This window comes from Erwinia sp. HDF1-3R (assembly GCF_039621855.1).
Taxonomy (GTDB): Bacteria; Pseudomonadota; Gammaproteobacteria; order Enterobacterales; family Enterobacteriaceae; genus Erwinia.
The window spans coordinates 490,372-511,418 of the sequence record NZ_CP155071.1; the positions used below are offsets into that span (position 1 = coordinate 490,372).

Consider the following 21,047-nt stretch of genomic DNA (forward strand, 5'->3'; position numbering starts at 1 on the left):
TACCCTGGGAACAGTAAACTCTTCCGAAACGTTGGATTTATGTTCAGGGTAGCCAAATGCATGCACGATCGCCACGTTAACGCCTTAATTATTCGTATTTAATCGTATAGATAAGGGTGGTATGGTATTCACCCACTGATTGTTTATTGCTAAGCGCATAATAGCCAGCCCGCAGCGGGATAGTCATGTTTGAGAGAGCCGATTCAAAACTGCCAACCTTAAATTTCTCGCCGAGAGAAATGGGGGTCCAGATATTCCCTTCTGAGCGGGATATTTGCATGGCAATCTGATTCGATATTTCTCCGGTGGCTTTATCCTTAAAGGAAAATACACCCTGTTTTTCCAGTCCGGAAATGCCAGGGCCTGTTAACGTCATCCAGATCCCCAGGGTACTCCACAAATTAGAATTACAGAACAGATTAATATTAAAGTCGCTACTGACACCCGGCGTGCTGCCCGTTCCTGAAACGTCATGGATACTCAGGGGTGGAAGGGTGACACGGTAATTTTCATCGCCCGTAACATCACAGGTTTGTGTGGAGAAACTCAGCATACTGGTATTTCTCATCATAAATTGTAGGCTGCCATTACCCACTGAACCTATATCGAACAAGACCACCGTATTGCTCTGAGGATCCAGGGTAACATTTTCTCCTGTCTTTATTAGATCGACGACAACTTCCGAATCAAAATTTAGGTAACGATCGGTGGGTGAACCCATAATAAAAAGAGTGCGCGTTTGATAATCCGTTTTTAAACTTTGAGCGCCCGTGAACTTTTGGCCATTTATCGTGATGGAAAGGCCTAAACCACTCTCTCTTCCGAAAACGCCGTCGAGGTTTTTGACATTAAAATAAATATATTCACTATCGAAAACCCCTGAACTGCGTGGGGCCTTGGCACACCAGGTCTTAAAGTTCATGGTTTTACTGTAAATTACCGTCCCAACCGGTAAGCCGGAGGGAATTTGGGAAGGAATAGTTTTAAAGTCAAATTCCGTCTTCCCCACATAATTATCGCTAAAGCCACAGGTGAGGTCCGCTCGCGTATAAAAACAGACCGTGAGTGAGAAAATTAGCAAACAGGATTTTATCATTTGCATTACGTGTCCCTTTATCGCTGTCTTAACCCTTGGGTTGGCCCGGGGTCTTAAGATGTGCCATCAACGCGGGTTTTACTGCGCCGTGAGTAAGTGCATCCGAAGCCAGTGGCAGACAGATGCGGTGGAGCCTTGTAAACGTTTTGGGGGTAGAAAGAGACGGCGATTCAAGTTCAATAGTAAAATTGCAGCCCATTTCACTTTTGCTTCCCCAACGCACTGAAAGACTTGCGTCATCTTCCTTCAGTCGAACATATATCTGCCCACCCTGGGCGACCACTCCCACGTGCTCGCCATTGGCTTTTCTCACCGCCGCGCCAAAGGGCAACGCATTACCATCCGGAAGCTCAGCACGGATCAGGACCATACGTCCGCGCTGCGTTGGGTAGTCGATTCTTACAATCGCTCCCTGATGTGGTGCCACCTGCTGGCTGGTATTTTGCAATTCCACATTCCAGGGCAGCCCCTTAGGACTGATAGCGATCTGATTAATACGGTAAGGGTTCAGATAAGGCACGAGGGCCATGCCATTTTTATCAAGGCTAACGCCAGAGTAACCCTCGATGGTGGCCCCGGCTGCGTGCTGAGCAGAGACGACGGCCATCGTGCTGAGGTTGCTATAAGGGCTGAGTATCAGACCATCAGAGATACCTACAATACTGCCGCTAAGTCCGCCTGACAGACCATAGTAGCCTTTACCACCAGAGTAACCCGCGTTCATTGTTGTACCAGAGGAGATATAATTTCCATTAAGGCTGCCGGAGTAATTATTATTCTTATTCTTACTGGCCGAAGCATTATATCCCATTTGATTACGTTCACCGGCCTGACCGCTGACGCCTAACTGGCTGGTAGATCCCTTTTTTTCCAGGGTGGTATAGCTGTTAATGTTGGCACTCTGCCGCCCGGTGCCTAACGGCAGGGAGAAATTAAGCAGATACTGCGTTTCCGAATCTACCTGGCTAAAGGTTTTGTTTATCGACAGGCCATAGCTCAGGAAGCCGTAATAATTATTGTAACTAATCTGAAACTGGGTATTGGTATAGCCTTTATTCCAGAAATTTTCTCTGAAGCCGGAGAGGTAAACCTGCCCCATATTTTCACTTAGCGGTTGGCTCAGAGTTAATGAGATTCGGTTTTTAGGCCGATTAAGCCGTCTTAGCAGATTATTGCCACCGGGATTGTTTTCAATTAAATCCTGTAGATATACCGCATTGTATATATCCAGATAACCGGGTGATGAGAAGCGGTAAGCCGCCAGAGAGATATTGCTGTTTGTGGACGTCAGCAGTTTGCTATAGCTTGCTTTCGTGCTGACGCCATGGCGTGATTCTTCTTTATATTTGAATTCTGTACCGGAGATGTCAAATGAGAACGCACCGACCGGCGTGCCCAACGCGCTACCGATTACGCCTGAACTCCAGTTGCCCGTACTGGTTAACCCCGTATAGGCTGTCAGCAGATTACTGATACCTTGCTTATAGGTAGCCTGAACAAACAGAGGCTGATCTTTGAGGTTGAGATTACGCAGCTGGCCTGCAACAAGGCTGTAATTTTTCATTCCAGGCCGCAGGAGCTGGGTAACAGAAGAAAAAGGAACGGAAAAGGAGGATCGCGTTCCATCCGCCTCAGTAACGGTGACGTCTAAATCACCCCCATAGCCGGATGGGTAGAGGTCGTGGATAGAAAACTCCCCGGGCGGTACCGTGGTTTCATAAATTACATTTCCACGCTGCTTAATGGTGATTTTGGCATTGGTTTTGGCAATACCCCTGACGACAGGCGCGTATCCCCGGAGTGAATCAGGTAGCATCAGATCTGCAGTCGCCAGCTGGACGCCGCGAAAAGAAAAGGAGTCGAAGATTTCACCTGAGGTGCTGGAGTCGCCCATCAGTAAGCGTGAATTCAGGAGGACAATGTCCCGCTGCACATTGGTACTAAAACGGTTGTAGCGTCGGCCCGCTGTCTGATTCCAGTGCAGCGTACCGGCGTGGCGCAGGAGCCAGGGGCCAAGATTCAGCCCGGATCTGAGATCGCCATAAAATGATCGACTAACATTGTTGCCATTATGCTGTTCGAAGTAGCTGGTATTATAACTGGCAAACAGGCCATTTACGCCATAGGTCCACATCGAAGGTGGAACATACCCGCGTGCCAGCTGGTTTAGGTGGGCCTGCGGAATGGATAAGTCGATGCGCATAGCCGAGAGATTCATCACCACGCTGCCGTCCGGCAATACTTCCTTTAAGGTCATGCACTGCGACGGCTCTGTGAGACGTTCCATTAATTCGGGCGAGATAACGCTGGTTTTTATTCCGGACAGCGTGATGATTTCCTGGTTGATGCAAATTCTTGAATGGCCTGCTTTTTCTGTAACATTAATACTGCTACGACCAATAAGTCGGCCATTCACATAGACATCCGGGAAATATTTACCGGGCAATATCCGGTATTCCCCATTGAATCGGGAGATATCAATATCGCCGCCCGCCATGCGGTTAAGAAAGTCGGGATTAAATTTAACCGCAGCCAGTAAAGGTGATTTTATGAGTATTGACACACATATCATTGTAGTGACTGAGAGAACGAACCTGGAAAGTACGCGGAGTTTCATATGATCATCCTTGAGTTACTAAAGTGGCATTCAGCTCTCTGTAAGGGGGCGCTTTATCATTGCACCATAATCATTAATGTAATTTAAGAAAACCTGGTAATCCCTGGCCAGATATTCTCTTTTCAGATTAATTGACGCTGTAGTGAAAGGTGAAATCATACTACCCTGTACAGTTGCAATAATTTTACTTCCGCGCTGGATATCCAGGGACGAAAGCGTGACGTGAAACGCAGAACGGTTTTTTACATAAATTTTAACGGTGTCGCCAGGCGCTTCTTTGGAAATAAATAAATCTATTTTCGCAATGGCATCGGTAAACGATAACTTATCAAGCTCCGTCGGCCTGAAAAAGAGTTTCATCCTTGTGCGGAAGGCCATCTGCAGTTCGTTACCGTCATTGTTTTCAGCTTGAGGCGGAATATCTACTATATTGAACCAAAAAACACTCTCTCTTTCTGTCGGTAGTGCCTGCCCGGTATAGGTAATTCTCAGGCTTTGTCCCTGGCCGGGTTCAATGCGCGAGACAGGCGGTAATATTAAAAAGGGGACATCCATTGTGTTTATTTTTTGTTCTTCATTGCCTTCGTCTATCCACGCCTGTACAAGAGAGGGCTGTATCCCCTTATTTTCGAGTCGGACAATGACTTCCTTTTCTTTTTCATTATAAATCACACGCGTACCGTTAATGACAATGCCGGCACTTATGATATTTGAAAAAGCGAATAGGGATAAAACTGCGGATCTGACGACAGTAGTACATAAGTTCATCGTATATTCCTTAATAAATCGGGGTGAGTCCCCGATTTATTAAAAGTACAGGTTATTATTAATCGTAATCGATAGAGTAGGTCACTTTGGTATCAACTTTTCCCGGTTTAACGTCGTCTGTGACGGCATAATAACGCATTTTATAAACCAGGTTGGCAGCACCCCCTACCAGATCTGTTGCGGCGTGAGTACGCTGGCTGCTGCTACCCGCCTGAAGTACGTCTTCCTTATCGTTCAGCAGCTGAACGTCAACGTTTTCTGCACCCTCAGCCGTAGTATTGGTATTAATCAGTCGGCCGGTGACGGCATCAACAGCGGCACCTGTTTCAAACCAGGCGCGCACGCCACCTGTGGCGGGTGTACAGTTGGTCAGCTTGATCACAAAGCTGGTACCACCGGCAGTGTCGCCCGCTTTAGCCAGGTTTCTGGTTGATAATTTTGGCAGACTTACGGTACCGTTACCGGACTTGTCATTATCTAAAGCGACATCACAGGTCGAGGCGGTTATTGCGCCGTCAACAATAATTGAACCTGATGGTGTAGCCAGGCTCGGGAATGAGACCAGAGCGCTGGTCGCTATAACTAATGATGCAATGAGTGTCTTTTTCATCTTATATTCCTTTATAAATAGGTTCACAACGGTAGATTTAAGTTTATCTCTATGAAGTCTGGAGATATTTTTAAAAAAACTAATTGGGTCTTTAATTCAGAAAGGGTTACTTTCCGCAAAGCCAGTAATGAAAATACAACCGAGCAGAGCCAACGCATGTTATCGCCATCGCTAATTCACCGGACGCAACTTTACTCATTACAACCGCCCTGGCCGACTGTCGGGGAAGGGCCGGTAACAGGGCTTATCCATTGGCGATCGGAGTTATTCGAACCGGTGCCACGGATAATATCAAGAATTAATCAGGTGAGTATTCCGCCTGATACCTGAGCTAATTATTTAATGCAGAGCTGACGCATATAGCCTTCCTCCCGTTACGTGGATGTATTGAAAATTCAATTAATAACTTCCTTAGAAATCGTCAGCAAAATTCATTGCGAGATTCCAGTCATTGACCACACAATAAAGTGCGTCCTGAACGCCTCCGGCTATAACCGCCGCAATCATGCCGATCAATGTACTGAAAGCGCTAACGCCCAGCCCACCCCGCTTATCGCCGCCGCGGGCGGCACGTTTGAATATTGCGCTGGTCACCCCCCCGGGAAAAGAATTACAGCAGTACCAGGGGGGCTAAAAAAGTTTCCCCTGATACTTTATTTATTTTTGAAGGGTGTAATTCACGCATTGATTGAGCTCTCTTGTTTTATAGTGTTAACAACAAATTTCGAGAGCTGAGATTATCGGGAAGGCTACTGTCCAACAATAGTATAAAGTCTAAAGCCTACTTAAAGAGGTTTTTTTTGTTGATAATTTTTAATTCCCCCTTATCAAGACAAATTACCCGGTCAGCGCTGAGGATGGTTTCAGGGCGATGCGCTATTATAATTCTGGTTATTTTCATATTCGATATTTCGTTATTAATAGCGCTTTCTCTTGCAACGTCAAGGTGGCTGGTTGCTTCATCGAGAATAAGCAATTTTGGCCGTCTGTATAGAGCCCTGGCCAGCAGGATACGTTGAATTTGCCCCCCTGATAAAGAAGACCCCATATCGCCAACCAGACTGTTATACCCCATAGGCATGGCCAGAACATCTTCATGTATTCGGGCAATGTGAGCGGCTTCTGTTGCTCTATTTTCATCATATGTCGCATCGAAGAAACAAATGTTATCCATAATGGAGCCCGCAAACAAAATGTCATCCTGCATGACACTTCCAACAAGATTACGGAAGTATTTCATGCCCAATTTCTTAATATCCATATCATTAATCATAATCTCGCCCGACTCCGGGCGAAGAAGGCCTAACATCAGTTTTGCCAGCGTACTTTTTCCCTGTCCTGAGGGGCCGATAATAGCAATGGACTCACCCGCCGCTATCGTAAAGCTGCAATTTTTTAGAATGTAGGGCTCCGTCTCCGCATAGCGAAAATCGATGTTTTTAATCGCAACCGTGCAGGGCTCATCATCTTCAGGTAGCGCAGCCAGGTTCTCAGTATTCCTCTCGGTTTCTGTCAGAACGATATCTGCCAGGCGCTCACCGTGCAGTCTGAGCATTGAAAACTCAATAACAGCATCAACTAAACCCGTCATGCGCGAGATGAACTGATCGGAAAAGCTGATAAAAGCGACCAGCATGCCGCCAGTGAAGTTTCCATCCAGCACCTGAATAGCGGCCAGCCAGACGAGAATAATACGGCTTATCCCCGACGTTAACCCTTGTAACACGCTGAAAAGAATGGAAAGTCTTTGAATTTTTATGCCTTTATTAGTTACCTGGACTAACTCGCTGGCATAGCTGGATACGCGGATCTCTTCTTTATTATTGAGCTTTACGGCCTGCATGCCCCGAATGGATTCCAGCAGCTGAGACTGTGCTTTTGCAGAGGCTATCAGCTGATCTTCATTGGCCTGCCTGAACGGGCGGAAGGAAACCGCTCTGAGCAGGGTATAGATAGCCACGGTAGCCAATACGATCCAGGTGAGAGTACTGTTATAGCTAAAGAGCACAAAAAGGGTCACGACGGCCATCGCGCCATCAAGAATGGAGCTGATAAAGCGGGTGGTCAGCGTATTCTGTATCGTACCTATGGAGCCAAACCTCGAGACGATATCCCCGATATGTCTTTCATGAAAATAGGACATCGGCAGACCGAGTAAGTGGGAGCAAATATTACTGGACCACTGAACGCTTAGCAGACTGGAGAACCAGGTCGTCACCCAGGAACGCAATGCAGAAATGCCGGTTTGCAAAATAATGATGCAGATAAACGCACATCCCAGCAGCGTCAGCAGATCCCTGTCGGCCGATACCAGTACCTGGTCCATCACCCACTGCATGTAAAAAGGGGAGAGCAGGCCAAATACTTCAAGCGCAATGGACAGCACCATAATATGAAAGAAAACGGTTCCAATGCCTGTAACGTTGCTAATTAAATTCAGCATCGACAGGCGGCTTTTTTCATTTTTTTGCTCGAAATTGCAGTTTGGATAGAGCTCAAGTGCAACGCCGGTAAAGGACTCTGAAGCCTGCTCAAACGTCAGTTCACATTTACCGCGCGCCGGGTCGTGCAGGGTAATCTTGTTTTTAGTGACTTTTTTAAGGACGACAAAATGATTCATGTCCCAGTGAAGAATACAGGGGAGCTGTAACTTATTTAATTCCTCCAGCTCAAGCCTGAGCGCCCGACCCGACATGCCCATATTATTAGCAATAAGCATCACATCTGCCAGCGTGGCTCCTTTGAGCGATGTCGCGTGGGCGCGACGCAGGGTGATCATATCGGTATTGTGGCCATAGTAACCTGCGATCATCCCTACACAGGTCAGCCCGCACTCTGCTGCCTGGGTCTGGTGCAAGACCGGCAACTTTCTCCGCCAGGAAAACTGCAAATTTCTTAAAATTTTCATATGTGATAAACCTGAATATAAGGAGAAGTAATAAGGGGAAATTAAACAGAGGATCGACGTCCGAGTGCATACAGGGGTTCAAGGACCCATTCGTAAAGGCGGCGCTTATCGATGATAAAATCAGCCTCTAAAGCACTTCCTGGCTGCAGCTTTACCCGTTGCCCATAGGCATTCATATGCTGTTTATCCAGCCTGACCCGAACCTGATAAAAGGCTTCGCGAACCTGAAGGTCACCCGTAATATGCGAAACTTCCTGTGGGGAAAGTGATACGCGTGAGACATCGCTGACGGTGCCAAACTGTTGACCAAATTTCTGATAGGGAAAAGCCTGATAGCGCAGTACCACCTGCTGGCCGGGTTTGATAAAACCGATGGCCCTGCTGCTTACCATGATACGGGCGATCAGGTGGCTATCTTCAGGCAATAAGGAGGCCACAGACTGTCCCGCACTGACTATCTGACCGGGCTTTACCAGAACGGAACCCACAAGCGCATTCTGAGGCGCTTCCAGCATAACGGAGCGACGTGATTCGTTTTCCACCCGCGACTGTCTGATGCTGGAAAGTTGACGTTCAATTTCATGCTGCTTATTACGAAAATTCAGCGGCTGTTCCCGTCTTTGCTGTCGGGTCAGCGTCAGCTGCTGCTCAACATCCGTTTGCAGCCTTTCTACATCAAGAAGACGGGATTGGGCGTCAAGAAGAGCGGACTGCTGTTGCTCAACCTGAGAGTTCGAGGCATAACCGTTTTCACGCATCAGAGAGATTTTTTTGAGTTGTTTCCGGGCAAGGCCCACCTGGGAAAAACGCTGTGAATGCATTGATTTGTATTGTGCAATCTGCTGCTTAAGATGCCTCTCTTTTTCATTCAATCCCTGAAGCGTTTCCTTATTTAACTTCTCAATATTTTGGAGTTCGTTTTCAAGCCCCAGCGTCTGTTGTAACAGCTGTTCGGCGACCCTCTCCCGGGTTTGTCCATATTTCGTGGCAATTTCAGAGGATAGGGTGGCAAGGTGATCCCCCTTTTTAACCTCCTTTCCCTCAAACATATTGAGATCGACAATGGTGCCATTGTTGGCCGCCATGATATTCATCATACCTTCTGAGGGTATCAGCGAACCTGTGGCAGTTTCGCGTTTCGTATAGTGACCGAAGAAACAAAATAAAACGATGGTAAGGGTAACAACCGCCACCAGTGCTATGTAAACCCATCGATAAGGGGGGCAGTAAATGGCTACCCTGCCAATCGCTTTTGAACGGTTAGCCTCTAAGGCCTCATCCCTGAATAATTGACTGCTCATGATTAATTTTTACGCCCCGGGTTAATGACAGATATAGTTTTTCAGCATCGAATAATCTAAATCACCCGTGGCAGCTGCCAACAGGATTTTCTGCTCTATAAAGTTATTCTCAGCTTCGGTAAGATTCTGTATCGCCTTAAACAGCTCTTTCTCAGCATTAAATTCATCAATTAGCGTTCTTAGTCCCACCTCTTTTCCATATATTGTGGAGTCCAGCTTTTTCCTGGCAGACTGCCTGGCTTTTCGTAAGGCATAAATCTTTTGCAGGTTATTATTCACATCGAGCCAGGCAACCTGAGTATCCTGTAGTATTTTTCGTCGGGTATCCTCCAGCAGTTGTTTAGCTCTGTCGTGACGGCTCACGGCCTCAAGCGTTTGGGAAATATTCCGCCCGCCGGCAAAAATGGGCACCGCTACATTAATACCAATATAAGTGTTTGTGGTTTTTGAGGTTGTTCCGAAGAATTCATCCAGCATATTCTCATTTTCTCCTCTGCTCCAGTTACCTCCATAGTTAGCGCGAAGGGTGACGACAGGCAGATGCGTCGATGATGCCGCATAGACGTCTGAACGCGATTCCTGAAGCTGATGCGAGGCAGCAATGATATTCAGATTTTTGGCTGTTGCACGCGCCAGAACGGTATTCATGTTTTCACGCATTGGCTTAAAAAGACACGCCGTTTCTGCTTCACTTATTCCCTGTGCGCGCAGGCCCGTTAAGCGCTGGAAATCAATATCAGCGTGGTTGAGGTCGTTTTCTGCCGAGAGCATATTGGCATCAGAAGTATCATAGCTGGCCTGTGCTTCATCAACATCCAGCTGAGTTCCATCACCGACCGCCAGCGCTCGCTGGGCTTTTCTTAACTGAAGTTCGTATGCTTTTTTCTCCTGTCTTATTGTCGTGAGTTGTTTTCTGGAAAAGATAACCGCAAACCATGCCTTACTGACGTTTTGTATTAATTTCTGCTGCGACAGCAAAAAATTAGCATCAGCAATATTGGCTGTGGCCTTTGATCTTTGCCAGCTGGCGAAGCGGGCAAGGTCGAAAAGAGGTTGTGTCAGATTAAGTGCATAATCGTGGCGTTTAACGCCCGCAGCATAGGCCGCCTTAGGTTGATCCTGCTTTGAAAAATTACCGGTTAACGTTATTTCTGGCAGGAGGCCGGTAAAGCCCTGATAGCGCTTTTGCTGCTCTGCCTGATGAAGACTGACGGCGGCAAGATACTCGCTGTCATAGGTCGTCGCCACCATTACCGCCTGTTGTAGCGTTAAGGCCTGAGCGTGCCCCAGCCAGAGCAGCAGAAAAAAGGTACTGAGTGATATCCTGGAAAAATTCATTTACTTATAATATTCCATTAAAATAAGCATATTTAAGCAGTTCGCCGTTGGTGCTCACACTCAGCTTTTTCATGGCATTATGCTTCTGAGTTGCTACAGTACTGATTGCCCTGTTTTTCTTCGCGGCTATCTCTGACAGAGAGTGCCCCTGAACAATAAGAAAGATAACCTCCCACTCTTTCAACGTTAGCGTCTCAGACAGGGCCATCCGCTTTTTGTCATCCGTTACGCTTCGTAAGGCTTTAGATATGAACACCGTATCGCGACAAGAGGCCAGGTGTTGCAGCGCATTTTGAAACTCTTCTACATTATCCTGTGCGCTAATCAGCGCGTGATAGCCCGATTGTATTATCTTCCCTATTAATGGAGTTTGAGTATCCTGGAGAAACATCATGATTTTGACTTGATGATTATTACACTCATCTTTAAGGTATTTTTGCTCGCCCGTACTGCATTTTTTATAAACAAAATAATATTCTGTCAGGAGGATATCAATTTTGCCACCTGCTATCTGACGACAAAGAAATGTATAGTCGTCACAGATGCTTATCTCAACAGGTATGTTTTTGGATTCTTTTTTAATAAAATCACATATCACTTTCTCAAAAATATTCGTATTATAAAAAATAATTATTTTTAAGGGTTTTTTTTCATTCCTCATCTGCTTTTCCTTGCATTATCCTGACGTAAGGTATTTGAGAGATCCATATCATTGTCGATCGTTAATGTTTTTCTGGCGTTATCGTTTGTCCATTGTCGGAAGTGTTCATCTGATACGACTTTATCTCGAAATAATTCGATGTGTCATCCTGGAAAAGTTTACTCGCATTAAGGAAGGCGCTCTAACCGCTTTCTCCTCATGACTGATCCTTTGTTTAGGATTCTGGCTCTGGTGGCTTCTCCATAATTAACTCAGTAACCAATACGAGTAATAGGTATCTGTCATAACCGATCGCTCAGACCTGGATTATAGCAATGGAAGTGCCATTTAAATATCCCAGACCATAGAACTGCATTCTTCCATTAAGAATTTCACTTTACAAGTATCGTTTTACAGCGCTGAAGCGGATTATTATCCTGCGTAGATGTCAGTACCAGCAAAAAATTTCATTGTGAAAAAAATGACAGTAGTTAATGCTGTCATTTCTTAATTTTCGTCAAAATACCTGTAATGTTAGAAAACTTATTATGTGTTTATTTTGGATGTCAGATTGCCAATGTGTTACTTTGTGCTGATTATTCTCTTTCTTGTATAGTTCATCATTACATGTAATACTTTTTTACCGTTAAAAAATGATGCCAGATTAGAGCGTTGGTGTAGATCAATTTGAATGAGAGGGACGGAGCGCCACTCTTATAAGTAACATAAAATTTATTCTGAGAGAATTTATGGATAAAAGCCTCAAAGAGATGAGTACCTCGGTCATTGGCGAAGGTCAGTCTCCAAAAAAAACGCAGCCATTAACCTCATTTTTTCATGTGAAATCGGTTAAAGAGGGGGAGGTGATGCGACATAGTTCTGTTAATTACGGGCAGAATTATAATAAACCCTGTCAAAGTCACCAAAAAATAATCGATTTACTGTCATCTTTCTCAGTCATTTCCGAGCATGATGAAATCTCCCGCAAAAAAAGGCGTTATCGGTTCTTAAAGAACGCATTGCCAGTCGTTTACTTACTCAGCGAAGGAGATTATTTGTTGAATACGCAAGGGAGTAATAAACTGCTCAATATAGTTTCCTCTCCCTATGTTGTCGGCATGATTCACAACAGTGATGACACCCCGCTATATTTGGAACGCATAGATTACGGGAAAATTAGCCATATTCCACTGGAAACATTCTGGCATCTCATCTTTAAAAAAAATCTGCTTGATGATGCTATGCTGTTGATATGCGAACATTTTTCAGACTTAACAGACTACATCACACTGAATAAGAGCAACGCTTATGAAGAGGTGAGGTCGCTTAGCCATTACTGGGAAAAACTTCCCGCGCATCTGCTAAAACGCTATTCGGCGATGTACCTGATCGAAAACAGTTCATGGCTCTCAAAAAGTTCAATTAGCAGAGCGTTAAAAATAATGAAGGAGCGGGGGGAAATTACCCTTGAGAAGGGGCATATGGTCCGGCCCGAATGATCCCGGGCTGGCACCTTTATGGCGTCATAGGTGGAGGGGGCATTGTACCGTCATGTGGCGCGGGGATCTTCCGCAGCCCCTCGCATGGCATAAAGCCTCTCGTGTTACAGCCAGCCTGTCCGTCTTAGCTTCCACCACAGCAGGGTACAAAGCGAGAACGTGCAAGCTACGACAGCAGGATAGCCATAGTGCGTGTGCAACTCCGGCATGTGTTCAAAATTCATGCCGTACATGCTAAACATGACCGTTGGAACAATCAGTATGGCCCCCCAACCCGCCAGCTTTTTCCCAACCTCATTCTGCTGAACGCTGACCAGGGCCAGATTCATCTGCATTGCGGTGGTTAACATCTCGCGCATATCTTCAGCATCGCTCACCACGTGGCTGGCATGATCTTCTACATCACGGATATAGGCTTTGAGGGGTTTGGGAATCAGCTCATCATGTAACCTGACCAGCTGATTGCAGATTTCGACCACCGGCATTGCTGAATTGCGGAGTGCAAGCAGGTGGCGGCGCATGACATAAACCTTTTGCACCGCATTTTTGTCGAAATCACTGCGGAACATGGCTTCTTCAATATCGGTAATTCTGCCACTCAGCGACATCGTCAGCTCAGCGTAATTATCGACAATGAAATCCAGAATGCAGTAGAGCGCATATCCGGGACCCATGGCCAGCATATCAGGATTTTCCTCCGCCCGTTTGCGGCAGGAAGAATAGCGATCGGATGCGCCGTGCCTGACGGTAATCAGAAAGTTTTTACCAATAAAAATATGGGTTTCACCAAAATGGATGGTGCCGTCTTTTGCATCGCGCGCCGTTTTGACCACGATAAAAACAGAGTCACCATAGTGCTCAATCTTGGTACGCTGATGAGCCGTCAGGGCATCCTCAATGGCCAGGTCATGTAGCCCAAACTCTTTTTGAATTCGGTGCATAAATTGGGCATCGGGATGCAACAGGCCCAGCCAGATAAAGGCATCCGGTTCTTTGAGAACCTCACTGATATTATCAATGTCTACCTCCTCACCATGCCTGCCAGCGTGGTAGACCCTGCTGTTCACTATCATTTCTTTGTCCTGTTTCGAATGCTGCTGAAGCTTAGCAGGGAAATAATCAAGGGGGAAAGTCTGTCGCTCAGGGTAAATCGTCACCGTTTGTGTAAACGACAGCGCCATCACGCATTCGATAAGAATTCTCGATCGCTGGTTAAATGCTTCTGGTAATGTATGCGGTACTCACGCATAAACCCGGAACGCAGTATGTTGTCAACGATCATCTACCGGAGCCATCTTTCTGATGATGTACCGGTGAAAACCCTGGAAAAGTTAGCTATCCAGGCCAACGGCAAGAATCAGTCATTCGATGTGACAGGCATTTTGCTGTTTAACGGCACCCACTTCCTGCAGCTTTTGGAAGGCCCGGAAGAGAAGGTCTGCGCGATATACGATCGTATCTGCGCCGATACCCGCCATCATAATCTGGTTGAGCTTATGCGCGATTTTGGCCCTTCACGGCGTTTCGGTAAGGTCGGCATGGAGCTTTTCGATCTGCGTAAATATGGCAGAGACTCTGTTCTTCAGGCGGTTTTAGACAAAGGCACATCAAAGTACCAGCTGACTTATAACGACAGGGCGCTCCAGTTTCTTCGTACCTTTGTTGAAGCACGGGAAAGAGAAAATTATTTTGAAATTCCTTCGGCCGATCTCTGGGATTTTATCCAGGAAGAGGGGGTGGAACCGGAGACCGTGCCGCTGAACATCGGTACTGAAGCCTGGAGCTTTGCCTTTCAGCCGATTATTGACCCCTTTGCCCGCCAGATCGTTTCGTACGAAGCGTTGATCCGCACGGTTGAGGGCGGTTCACCCGATGACTATTTTGCTCCGCTACCCCGGGAGGAAGTCTATAAGGCAGATCTCAGATCTAAGGCATCGGCGTTTGCGCTGGCAAGGAAGCTCAATATCCAGCAGCAAACGCTATCTATTAATTTGTTGCCTATGTCGCTGGTCTCAGAGCCTGATGCCGTTGAGTTTTTGCTCCAGCAGATCCTTGCAAACGGTTTGGTGCCAGAGCAGGTGGTGGTAGAAGTGACAGAAAATGACGATCTCTCTCGCGTGGAAGAGTTTGAAAGGGCCATCCGGAAGTTAAAAGCCGCCGGTATCTGCTTCGCGATTGATGATTTCGGGGCGGGTTTTGCCGGGCTGTCGCTTCTGTCCAGATTCCAGCCAGACCGCGTCAAAATCAATCGCGATATTATCAGCGACGTGCATAAAAATGGCCCAAAACAGGCCATTGTGCAGGGGATCATTAAGTCCTGCTCGTCGCTGGAAATCGCCGTCATCGCGGTGGGCGTTGAAAAGCCTGAAGAGTGGATGTGGCTGGAGGCAGCCGGAATTTCTCACTTCCAGGGCTTTTTGTTTGCCAAACCGCTGATAAATGGGCTACCCCCCGTTGCCTGGCCGGAGCCGCGCTAACAGACCAACGGCCCTCACCGGGCCGTTTGTCTCAGGTGCGGACTCGCAGAGTGGACTCAATTTTATCGGCCACCTTTGTGACGACCCACGCGATAACCATATAAAACACCACCGCAATGGCAAAAGCTTCCAGATAGTAGAAGTTCAGCGCGGCCGTAAGCTGGGCCTGGGCAAAGATATCGACCACCTCGATCGCAAAAGCGAGCGACAGCGCCTTCATGATAACCATAAAGGAATTAGCCAGGTCGGGGATGGCTGACACAATAATCTGGGGAAACAGTACCCGGCGGAAAAGCTGAGGGGTGGTGTAACCTAACGAGCGTGCGGCGTCTGACTGACCCGAATCAAACGCATTCAGCGCGCCTTTTACGACCTCCGCCTGAAAAGCTGAGACGCAGGCGGTGAGCGCGACGATGATAATGACTTCGTTGGGCAGGGAGTGGGCGCCAGCGTTCATCCCCAGATGGCTGGCCACGTAGTGAACCGCCGGGGGGAGGCCATAATAAGCAAGGAAGATCACCACCACCATCGGCACCCCTTTAAATATCACTTTCCAGGCAATCACCAGCTGCCGCAGCACCGGTATCCGCCGGTGTTCCACGAAGGCGAACAGGCTGCCTGCCAGCGTCGAGCACAGGAAAATGGTTACCGCCATGGCAAGCGTCAGCGGCACGGCACCCAGAATGCTCCAGAAGTCCGGCAGTAATACATCAGGATCAAACATATGTCGTTAACTCCTTTGTCAGAGGCTGGGGGTGAAGGTTTTTTTCGCCGCGACCGTTTTCGAGCTGTACTTCGCATGGCGACGCTCAAAGAAGCGTACGATGAGCCAGGCAATCAGGCACAGCAGGGAGTAAATGACCGCCAGAACCAGGTAGGTGCCAAACTGATACTGGTTATAGTCCCGCTCCATGATCAGATGTGCCGTTGCCATTACGTCGGCCGCTCCGATATACATCACCAGCGCGACGTTATGGATCAGATAAATAATCGCATTGCCGTAGCCGGGCAGGGCAATATGCCCGGCCTGCGGGGCAACGATGCGCAGCATCTTTTGCCGAAAGCTGTATCCCAAACTGTCTGCCGCATCATGCTGGCCGCGCTCAACCGCCAGAAAGGCCGGGCGCATCACCTCCGAAAGATACCCACCGTGATAGAGACTCAACCCAACCATTGACGCCGCCGCCGCTGAGAGAGAATCACCCATATCGAACAGGCCGGCCACCAGCGGAAGCCCGTAGAAGGCCACGAAAAGCTGGAGCACCACGGGGACACTCCGGGCGTAGGAGACGTACAGGTCGGCCAGCTGGCTGAGGAGGGGTATCCGCCGCACCCGCAATGTTGTCACCACCAGTGCCAGGCAGAAGCCTGTAACAAGGGCGACAAAAATAATCGCGAGCGTTAGCGGCAAGGCTGAAAGTAGCTCGGGAATCATGGAAGTCAGATCCACGTTGGAATGCTCCTGAATACAATGTCTGCGTTAAACCCTGACCCGAGGCCCGGATGTGAGGCGATAAACTTATTTCATATATTTACTGACGTTTTCGCCAAACCACTTCCGGGAAAGCTTATCCAGCGTACCGTCATCCTTAAGCTCTTTGAGGGCCTTATTCACGTCCTCACTCAGCGCTTTATTTTTCTCCGACTTATGGATCATCACGTAGGTGTTGTTGACTGCGACGGGCTCGCTGGTGGCAATACTCAGTTTCTGGTTATCAATGACGGTCTGTTCACCCAGGTTTGAGGGCAGGATCAATGCATCATATTTACCGCCCTGGATTTCCTTCAGGCGATCCGGGTAGGGAACGCCAGCGCTGGATGCGCGAACAGTGACTTTCTCGCCTGGGTGCGCCTGCTGCCACTGGGTGACAAATTTGTAGACGCCGCCGCCCGCAGTGACCGGGACGATATTCTTGCCCACCAGGTCTTTCATCTCATTAATCGGGCTCTCTTTCCGACTGTAGATCTTCATCAGGCTGGCCCCAATCGGGCTGTCCGGGATCAGGAACTGTTTGAGACGTGCGGGCGCTTTATAGTAGCCGCCTGTCGCCATATCATATTTTCCGGTCGCCAGGCCCGTCTCCTGAGCAATGTCTGCGGCACCTTCCATTTTAAATTTGTACTGGGGCAGCTTAGCGTTTATGGCTTTCAGCACGTCCGGCTCATATCCCTGGGGTTCAACGCCGATGGCGCCCCATGAAAGCGGCTTGGATTCTGCCGCCGTAGCGATTTTGATGGTTCTTACACCGTCGGCGTAGCTGGTCCCGGCCGTGGAAAGCGCGAGGGCAAGCAGCGCCGGCGTGGTCAGACGCCGTAAAGCAGAGTTGAGTGCAGGCATAGAAATTTCCCTTAATTATCAGATGGCGCGTTCAGCGTTGAGAAACTGAGCAAGTCGGGGCAGAACAGGGCGATCGAAAATCTCATCCGGACGGCCTTCAGCCGCGACCACGCCCTGATCCATAAATACAATGCGATTTGAGACGCTCCTGGCGAACTGCATTTCATGGGTCACCAGCAGCGATGTGATACCTGAGGAGGTGACGTCTCTGATCACTTTAAGCACTTCACCCACCAGCTCCGGATCCAGCGACGAAGTGGGCTCATCAAACAAAATCACATCGGGACGCACGGCCAGCGCGCGCGCGATCCCCGTACGCTGAAGCTGACCACCAGAGAGCTGGGAAGGGTAATGATCCTGCTTTGCCGTCAGGCCCACGCGCTCAAGCTCGTGGAGAGCGATAGCGCGCGCCTCCTCTTTTGATTTGCGCTGCACCACCACCAGAGGATCCATGACGTTTTCAATGACCGTCATATTCTTAAAGACGTTGAACTGCTGGAATACCATGGCGGTACGTAAGCGGATCGCCTGAATGGCTTCCTTATCGGGTGCCTGATAATCCATGTGGATCCGATCAAAGCCGATCGTCCCGGAAGAGGGTTTCGCCAGATAGTTAATGCATCTGAGCAGCGTCGTTTTCCCGGTTCCGCTCGGGCCGATAATGGATACGACGTCGCCGCGCTTCACTGAGAGCGAGACGCCTTTCAGGATCGGCGTCCGTCCGTAAGAGAGCGTAATATCATTGAGTTCAAGCATTGACTTTCTCTGTCCTTCTCATTATTCGACCCGGGCATGGCCGAGGACGTGCATCAGGCGATTGGCCCAGCCGAAGATCGCGATCGCATGGATCAGATCGATGAGGTCGTGCTCTTTCAATCCCACGCTTTTTAGCGCGACGATATCTTCTGTCGTGGCTTCTGTGGGCGTGACGGACAGGCGACAGGCAAAGCGGTAAATGGCTGCCTCGCGTGGATTAAGCATTTCGGGTCGGTTAAACCAGAGGGCGCTGACCAGGCTGGTGCTTTGGGTCAGCTGCGCATGACGGCGAGCGTGGACAACCGCACAAAATTTGCAGCCATTGACGATCGAGGCACCCAGTGCGCCAAGCTCGCGATCCGGGCGATCGAGCCCACCTCCGACATACATAATGGCGTTAAACAGCAGCGTACGGGCAACGTAGCTTTCAGGGTCGTGTGCCAGCGTGCGCACGTAGTCTGAAACCTTTTTATTTGACGGGGTAATCTTCATCGCCTCACGCTGCTCTGCCGAGGCATTGATGAGTGCAACGGGCGCGATATAAGGATGCCAGGCTAAAGGCTTGAGGGTGACCTGTGGGATCATGCTGACCTCAACAGGCGTAAACCCGCGACAACGCGCGTCTGGAAGTTGACGAAGGCAATCAGCTCAGAGAGTGCGACAATCTGTGGGTTATTCAGCCCGGCCTGCTCAAGCCGGGTGATATCATTGGCTGTCGCCAAACCGGGCGTTAGCGTGATCAGATCGACATGCCGTGCAAGCGTCGCCAGCGGTTCTTCCAGCACCGTAGAGCCCTTCGCCAGGGCCATTAGCGGTTCCGTTGGTGCCATGGCCACCAGCTGGGCTTCATAGTCGGCGACCAGTTCCCAGGCCTGGTTCAGCGCCGCCATACGGTGCGCCAAAGCAAGCCTTAATCCGGCCTCCAGACCCTGGTCATTTGCGGGTTGTAACACCGACAGGCGGCACTGCTCCGCGCCCTCGACAAATTCCGGGCGAAGCCGACGCAGGTTATAATGCTCATCGCCCGGTGAAAGGCCGGCGGCATTGTCTATTGCATCACTCACAATGCGTTCTCCTGTTTTAATAAGGGTGTTGAATCAACCCACTCATCGCCCTGAAGCTCAGGCGTGTCGTAAGCGACCAGGTTCTGGAAGTGGGTTTCGACATCTTCAGCAAATAGCGAGGCTGCAATACCGCGTACCAGACGGTCGGCACCGGCACTGACCGCCGGAATATCGCCGGAAACCTTGCCGTGAGTCAGCATGGCAGCATCGTTAAAGCAGTGGATATGGGGCAGTATCGTGCAGGCACCGGGTGATCGTTCGCGAAACTCGAAGGCCGGGCCCAGATCGGGTGCTTCCAGCATACTGGCTCGTGGCGTGCCCATCTCTGGGGTATAGCGGCCCGCCGACCAGCTGCGGATATGGGGGGCGATGGCGGAAAACTCTGGCCGACCGGTAAAGTCGTTGGTAAAGCCGGTTGCGGCAATCAGGAAGTCATAACGCCGTGCGCCCGTAGTGGTGTCAACGATCAACCCCTCTGCCTCTTCCCTGACGGCCGTGATACCGCAGTCGAGAAAGAATCGGGCATGAGGATGGCGAGAAACGCGAAGCGTTGATGAGCGGGGAGGCGGCGTCTGCGTGGCGGCCGTATAGTCGACGAATTTCCACTTCCAGGCATCGGGCAGCTGATGCATGCCGTGAACCACGCCCTGGCTGCCGATACCGGTCATTTTGTTGATGCGCGGCATCGCTTTACGACGGATCAGCAGGTCAACCGATCCCGCGCCGGCCTCCAGTGCCGTTGCCGCGTTATCCATCGACGAGGCTCCGGCACCAATTACTGCAAGACGCTTGCCTTTTAGCGCCTCGAAATTGATCGCGTCAGCAGAGTGCGCCCAGTATTTGCGATCGATGCCGTTAAGAAAATCGGGAACGGCCAGGCTGCCCAACCCGGATCGCCCGGTTGCCAGCACCAGACGCCGGGTGAACACGCGGCCCGTTTCTTCACCCTCAATATCAATAGCAATCAGGTCACCGACCGGTGTGATACCGGTCATACGCACGTTATTGCGTACGGGCAGGTTGAGAACGTGGCGATACCAGACAAGGTATTCCATCCACTGTTCCCGGGCTATCTTGTCCAGGGCGTGCCAGGCCTCTGCTCCCCACTGCGCCGTATACCAGGCGCGGAAGGTTAACTGCGGCAGGCCCAGCGCCGGACCGTGCAGGGATTTCGGCGATCGCAGCGTTTCCTTGCGGGCAAAGGTAACCCAGGGGCCTTCATGTCCGGCCGGCGCGGCATCATAGGCGACAACATTATTGATGCCGGTAAGCAGCAGTTTAGCCGTGGCTGCCAGTCCGCACATGCCCGCACCGATGACCACCACGTCACGCACTGCAACGCCGTCATGGGAGCGTTCAGGGACCCAGGGCTTTGCGGGTAACTCAAGAAGCTCAAGGTCTTGCTGAAGCCGGGCTTCCAGCGCTGAGATCCCGGTGGCGACGGGCGAAGCTGCAGGACAGGTCATGATCGTATTCCTAACATTCGTCCGGTGCCGGGACGCTGAGTGATGGTCTGGATCGGGTTTCAATCGGCGAGGCCATACTGTCTGCCTGAGAGGGCAACAGGGTCTGAATCGCGATATCGTTGCTGACTTTTACTATCCGTTTTATGTATTTTTAAGCGGTAATTATTAG

General features: G+C 49.4%; 19 protein-coding genes. 2 read left to right on the forward strand and 17 right to left on the reverse strand.

The genetic code is table 11. From position 1 onward, the window contains the following. Positions 1-88: 88 nt before the first annotated feature. The 9 genes from AAGR22_RS02135 to AAGR22_RS02175 form a co-directional block, all read right to left on the reverse strand. Positions 89-1,102 (reverse strand): fimbrial protein, encoded by a 1,014-nt coding sequence (locus tag AAGR22_RS02135; protein WP_345829976.1) that lies wholly within the window; start codon positions 1,100-1,102, stop codon positions 89-91. A gap of 22 nt (positions 1,103-1,124) precedes the next feature. Continuing rightward, positions 1,125-3,659: a fimbria/pilus outer membrane usher protein gene (locus tag AAGR22_RS02140; RefSeq protein WP_345829977.1), complete on the reverse strand. Its 2,535-nt coding sequence runs from the start codon at positions 3,657-3,659 to the stop codon at positions 1,125-1,127. A gap of 84 nt (positions 3,660-3,743) precedes the next feature. After that, positions 3,744-4,481: a fimbria/pilus periplasmic chaperone gene (locus tag AAGR22_RS02145; RefSeq protein ID WP_345829978.1), complete on the reverse strand. Its 738-nt coding sequence runs from the start codon at positions 4,479-4,481 to the stop codon at positions 3,744-3,746. A 58-nt stretch (positions 4,482-4,539) separates the two neighbouring features. Next, positions 4,540-5,091 (reverse strand): fimbrial protein, encoded by a 552-nt coding sequence (locus AAGR22_RS02150; RefSeq protein WP_345829979.1) that lies wholly within the window; start codon positions 5,089-5,091, stop codon positions 4,540-4,542. 411 nt (positions 5,092-5,502) lie between these two features. Then, positions 5,503-5,685: a hypothetical protein gene (locus AAGR22_RS02155; RefSeq protein WP_345829980.1), complete on the reverse strand. Its 183-nt coding sequence runs from the start codon at positions 5,683-5,685 to the stop codon at positions 5,503-5,505. A 187-nt stretch (positions 5,686-5,872) separates the two neighbouring features. After that, positions 5,873-7,999, reverse strand: a complete 2,127-nt coding sequence (locus tag AAGR22_RS02160; RefSeq protein WP_345829981.1) for a peptidase domain-containing ABC transporter — start codon at positions 7,997-7,999, stop codon at positions 5,873-5,875. A gap of 41 nt (positions 8,000-8,040) precedes the next feature. Continuing rightward, complete coding sequence (locus AAGR22_RS02165; RefSeq protein ID WP_345829982.1) at positions 8,041-9,096, reverse strand: HlyD family efflux transporter periplasmic adaptor subunit; 1,056 nt, start codon at positions 9,094-9,096, stop codon at positions 8,041-8,043. A 225-nt stretch (positions 9,097-9,321) separates the two neighbouring features. Beyond that, positions 9,322-10,638: a TolC family outer membrane protein gene (locus AAGR22_RS02170; RefSeq protein ID WP_345829983.1), complete on the reverse strand. Its 1,317-nt coding sequence runs from the start codon at positions 10,636-10,638 to the stop codon at positions 9,322-9,324. A 4-nt stretch (positions 10,639-10,642) separates the two neighbouring features. Next, a complete protein-coding gene (locus AAGR22_RS02175; RefSeq protein WP_345829984.1) occupies positions 10,643-11,299 on the reverse strand; it encodes a LuxR C-terminal-related transcriptional regulator in 657 nt (218 codons plus the stop codon). Positions 11,300-12,027: 728 nt separating this feature from the next. Here AAGR22_RS02175 and AAGR22_RS02180 point away from each other — a divergent pair. Beyond that, entirely contained in the window at positions 12,028-12,777 is a 750-nt protein-coding gene (locus AAGR22_RS02180; RefSeq protein WP_345829985.1) for a transcriptional regulator, read from the forward strand. Between the two features lie 104 nt (positions 12,778-12,881). Here AAGR22_RS02180 and AAGR22_RS02185 read toward each other — a convergent pair whose 3' ends face one another. Next, positions 12,882-13,850 carry a magnesium and cobalt transport protein CorA gene (locus AAGR22_RS02185; protein ID WP_345829986.1) on the reverse strand — a complete coding sequence of 323 codons (969 nt, stop codon included), beginning with the start codon at positions 13,848-13,850 and terminating at the stop codon, positions 12,882-12,884. Positions 13,851-14,042: 192 nt separating this feature from the next. On the opposite strand from AAGR22_RS02185, the gene AAGR22_RS02190 reads away from it, so the two are divergent. Continuing rightward, entirely contained in the window at positions 14,043-15,254 is a 1,212-nt protein-coding gene (locus AAGR22_RS02190) for a diguanylate phosphodiesterase (protein ID WP_345829988.1), read from the forward strand. Positions 15,255-15,285: 31 nt separating this feature from the next. Here AAGR22_RS02190 and AAGR22_RS02195 read toward each other — a convergent pair whose 3' ends face one another. From AAGR22_RS02195 to AAGR22_RS02225, 7 genes are all read right to left on the reverse strand, one after another. Next, positions 15,286-15,978 carry an amino acid ABC transporter permease gene (locus AAGR22_RS02195; protein WP_067704321.1) on the reverse strand — a complete coding sequence of 231 codons (693 nt, stop codon included), beginning with the start codon at positions 15,976-15,978 and terminating at the stop codon, positions 15,286-15,288. Positions 15,979-15,996: 18 nt separating this feature from the next. Beyond that, entirely contained in the window at positions 15,997-16,689 is a 693-nt protein-coding gene (locus AAGR22_RS02200) for an amino acid ABC transporter permease (protein ID WP_345831535.1), read from the reverse strand. A gap of 84 nt (positions 16,690-16,773) precedes the next feature. Next, positions 16,774-17,592, reverse strand: a complete 819-nt coding sequence (locus AAGR22_RS02205) for a transporter substrate-binding domain-containing protein (RefSeq protein ID WP_345829989.1) — start codon at positions 17,590-17,592, stop codon at positions 16,774-16,776. 18 nt (positions 17,593-17,610) lie between these two features. After that, a complete protein-coding gene (locus tag AAGR22_RS02210; RefSeq protein WP_345829990.1) occupies positions 17,611-18,348 on the reverse strand; it encodes an amino acid ABC transporter ATP-binding protein in 738 nt (245 codons plus the stop codon). A gap of 21 nt (positions 18,349-18,369) precedes the next feature. Continuing rightward, entirely contained in the window at positions 18,370-18,933 is a 564-nt protein-coding gene (locus AAGR22_RS02215) for a peroxidase-related enzyme (RefSeq protein ID WP_345829992.1), read from the reverse strand. After that, entirely contained in the window at positions 18,930-19,412 is a 483-nt protein-coding gene (locus AAGR22_RS02220; protein WP_345829994.1) for a hypothetical protein, read from the reverse strand. The genes AAGR22_RS02215 and AAGR22_RS02220 overlap by 4 nt, the downstream gene beginning before the upstream one ends. Beyond that, positions 19,409-20,878, reverse strand: a complete 1,470-nt coding sequence (locus AAGR22_RS02225; protein WP_345829995.1) for an NAD(P)/FAD-dependent oxidoreductase — start codon at positions 20,876-20,878, stop codon at positions 19,409-19,411. The genes AAGR22_RS02220 and AAGR22_RS02225 overlap by 4 nt, the downstream gene beginning before the upstream one ends. Positions 20,879-21,047: the final 169 nt, after the last annotated feature.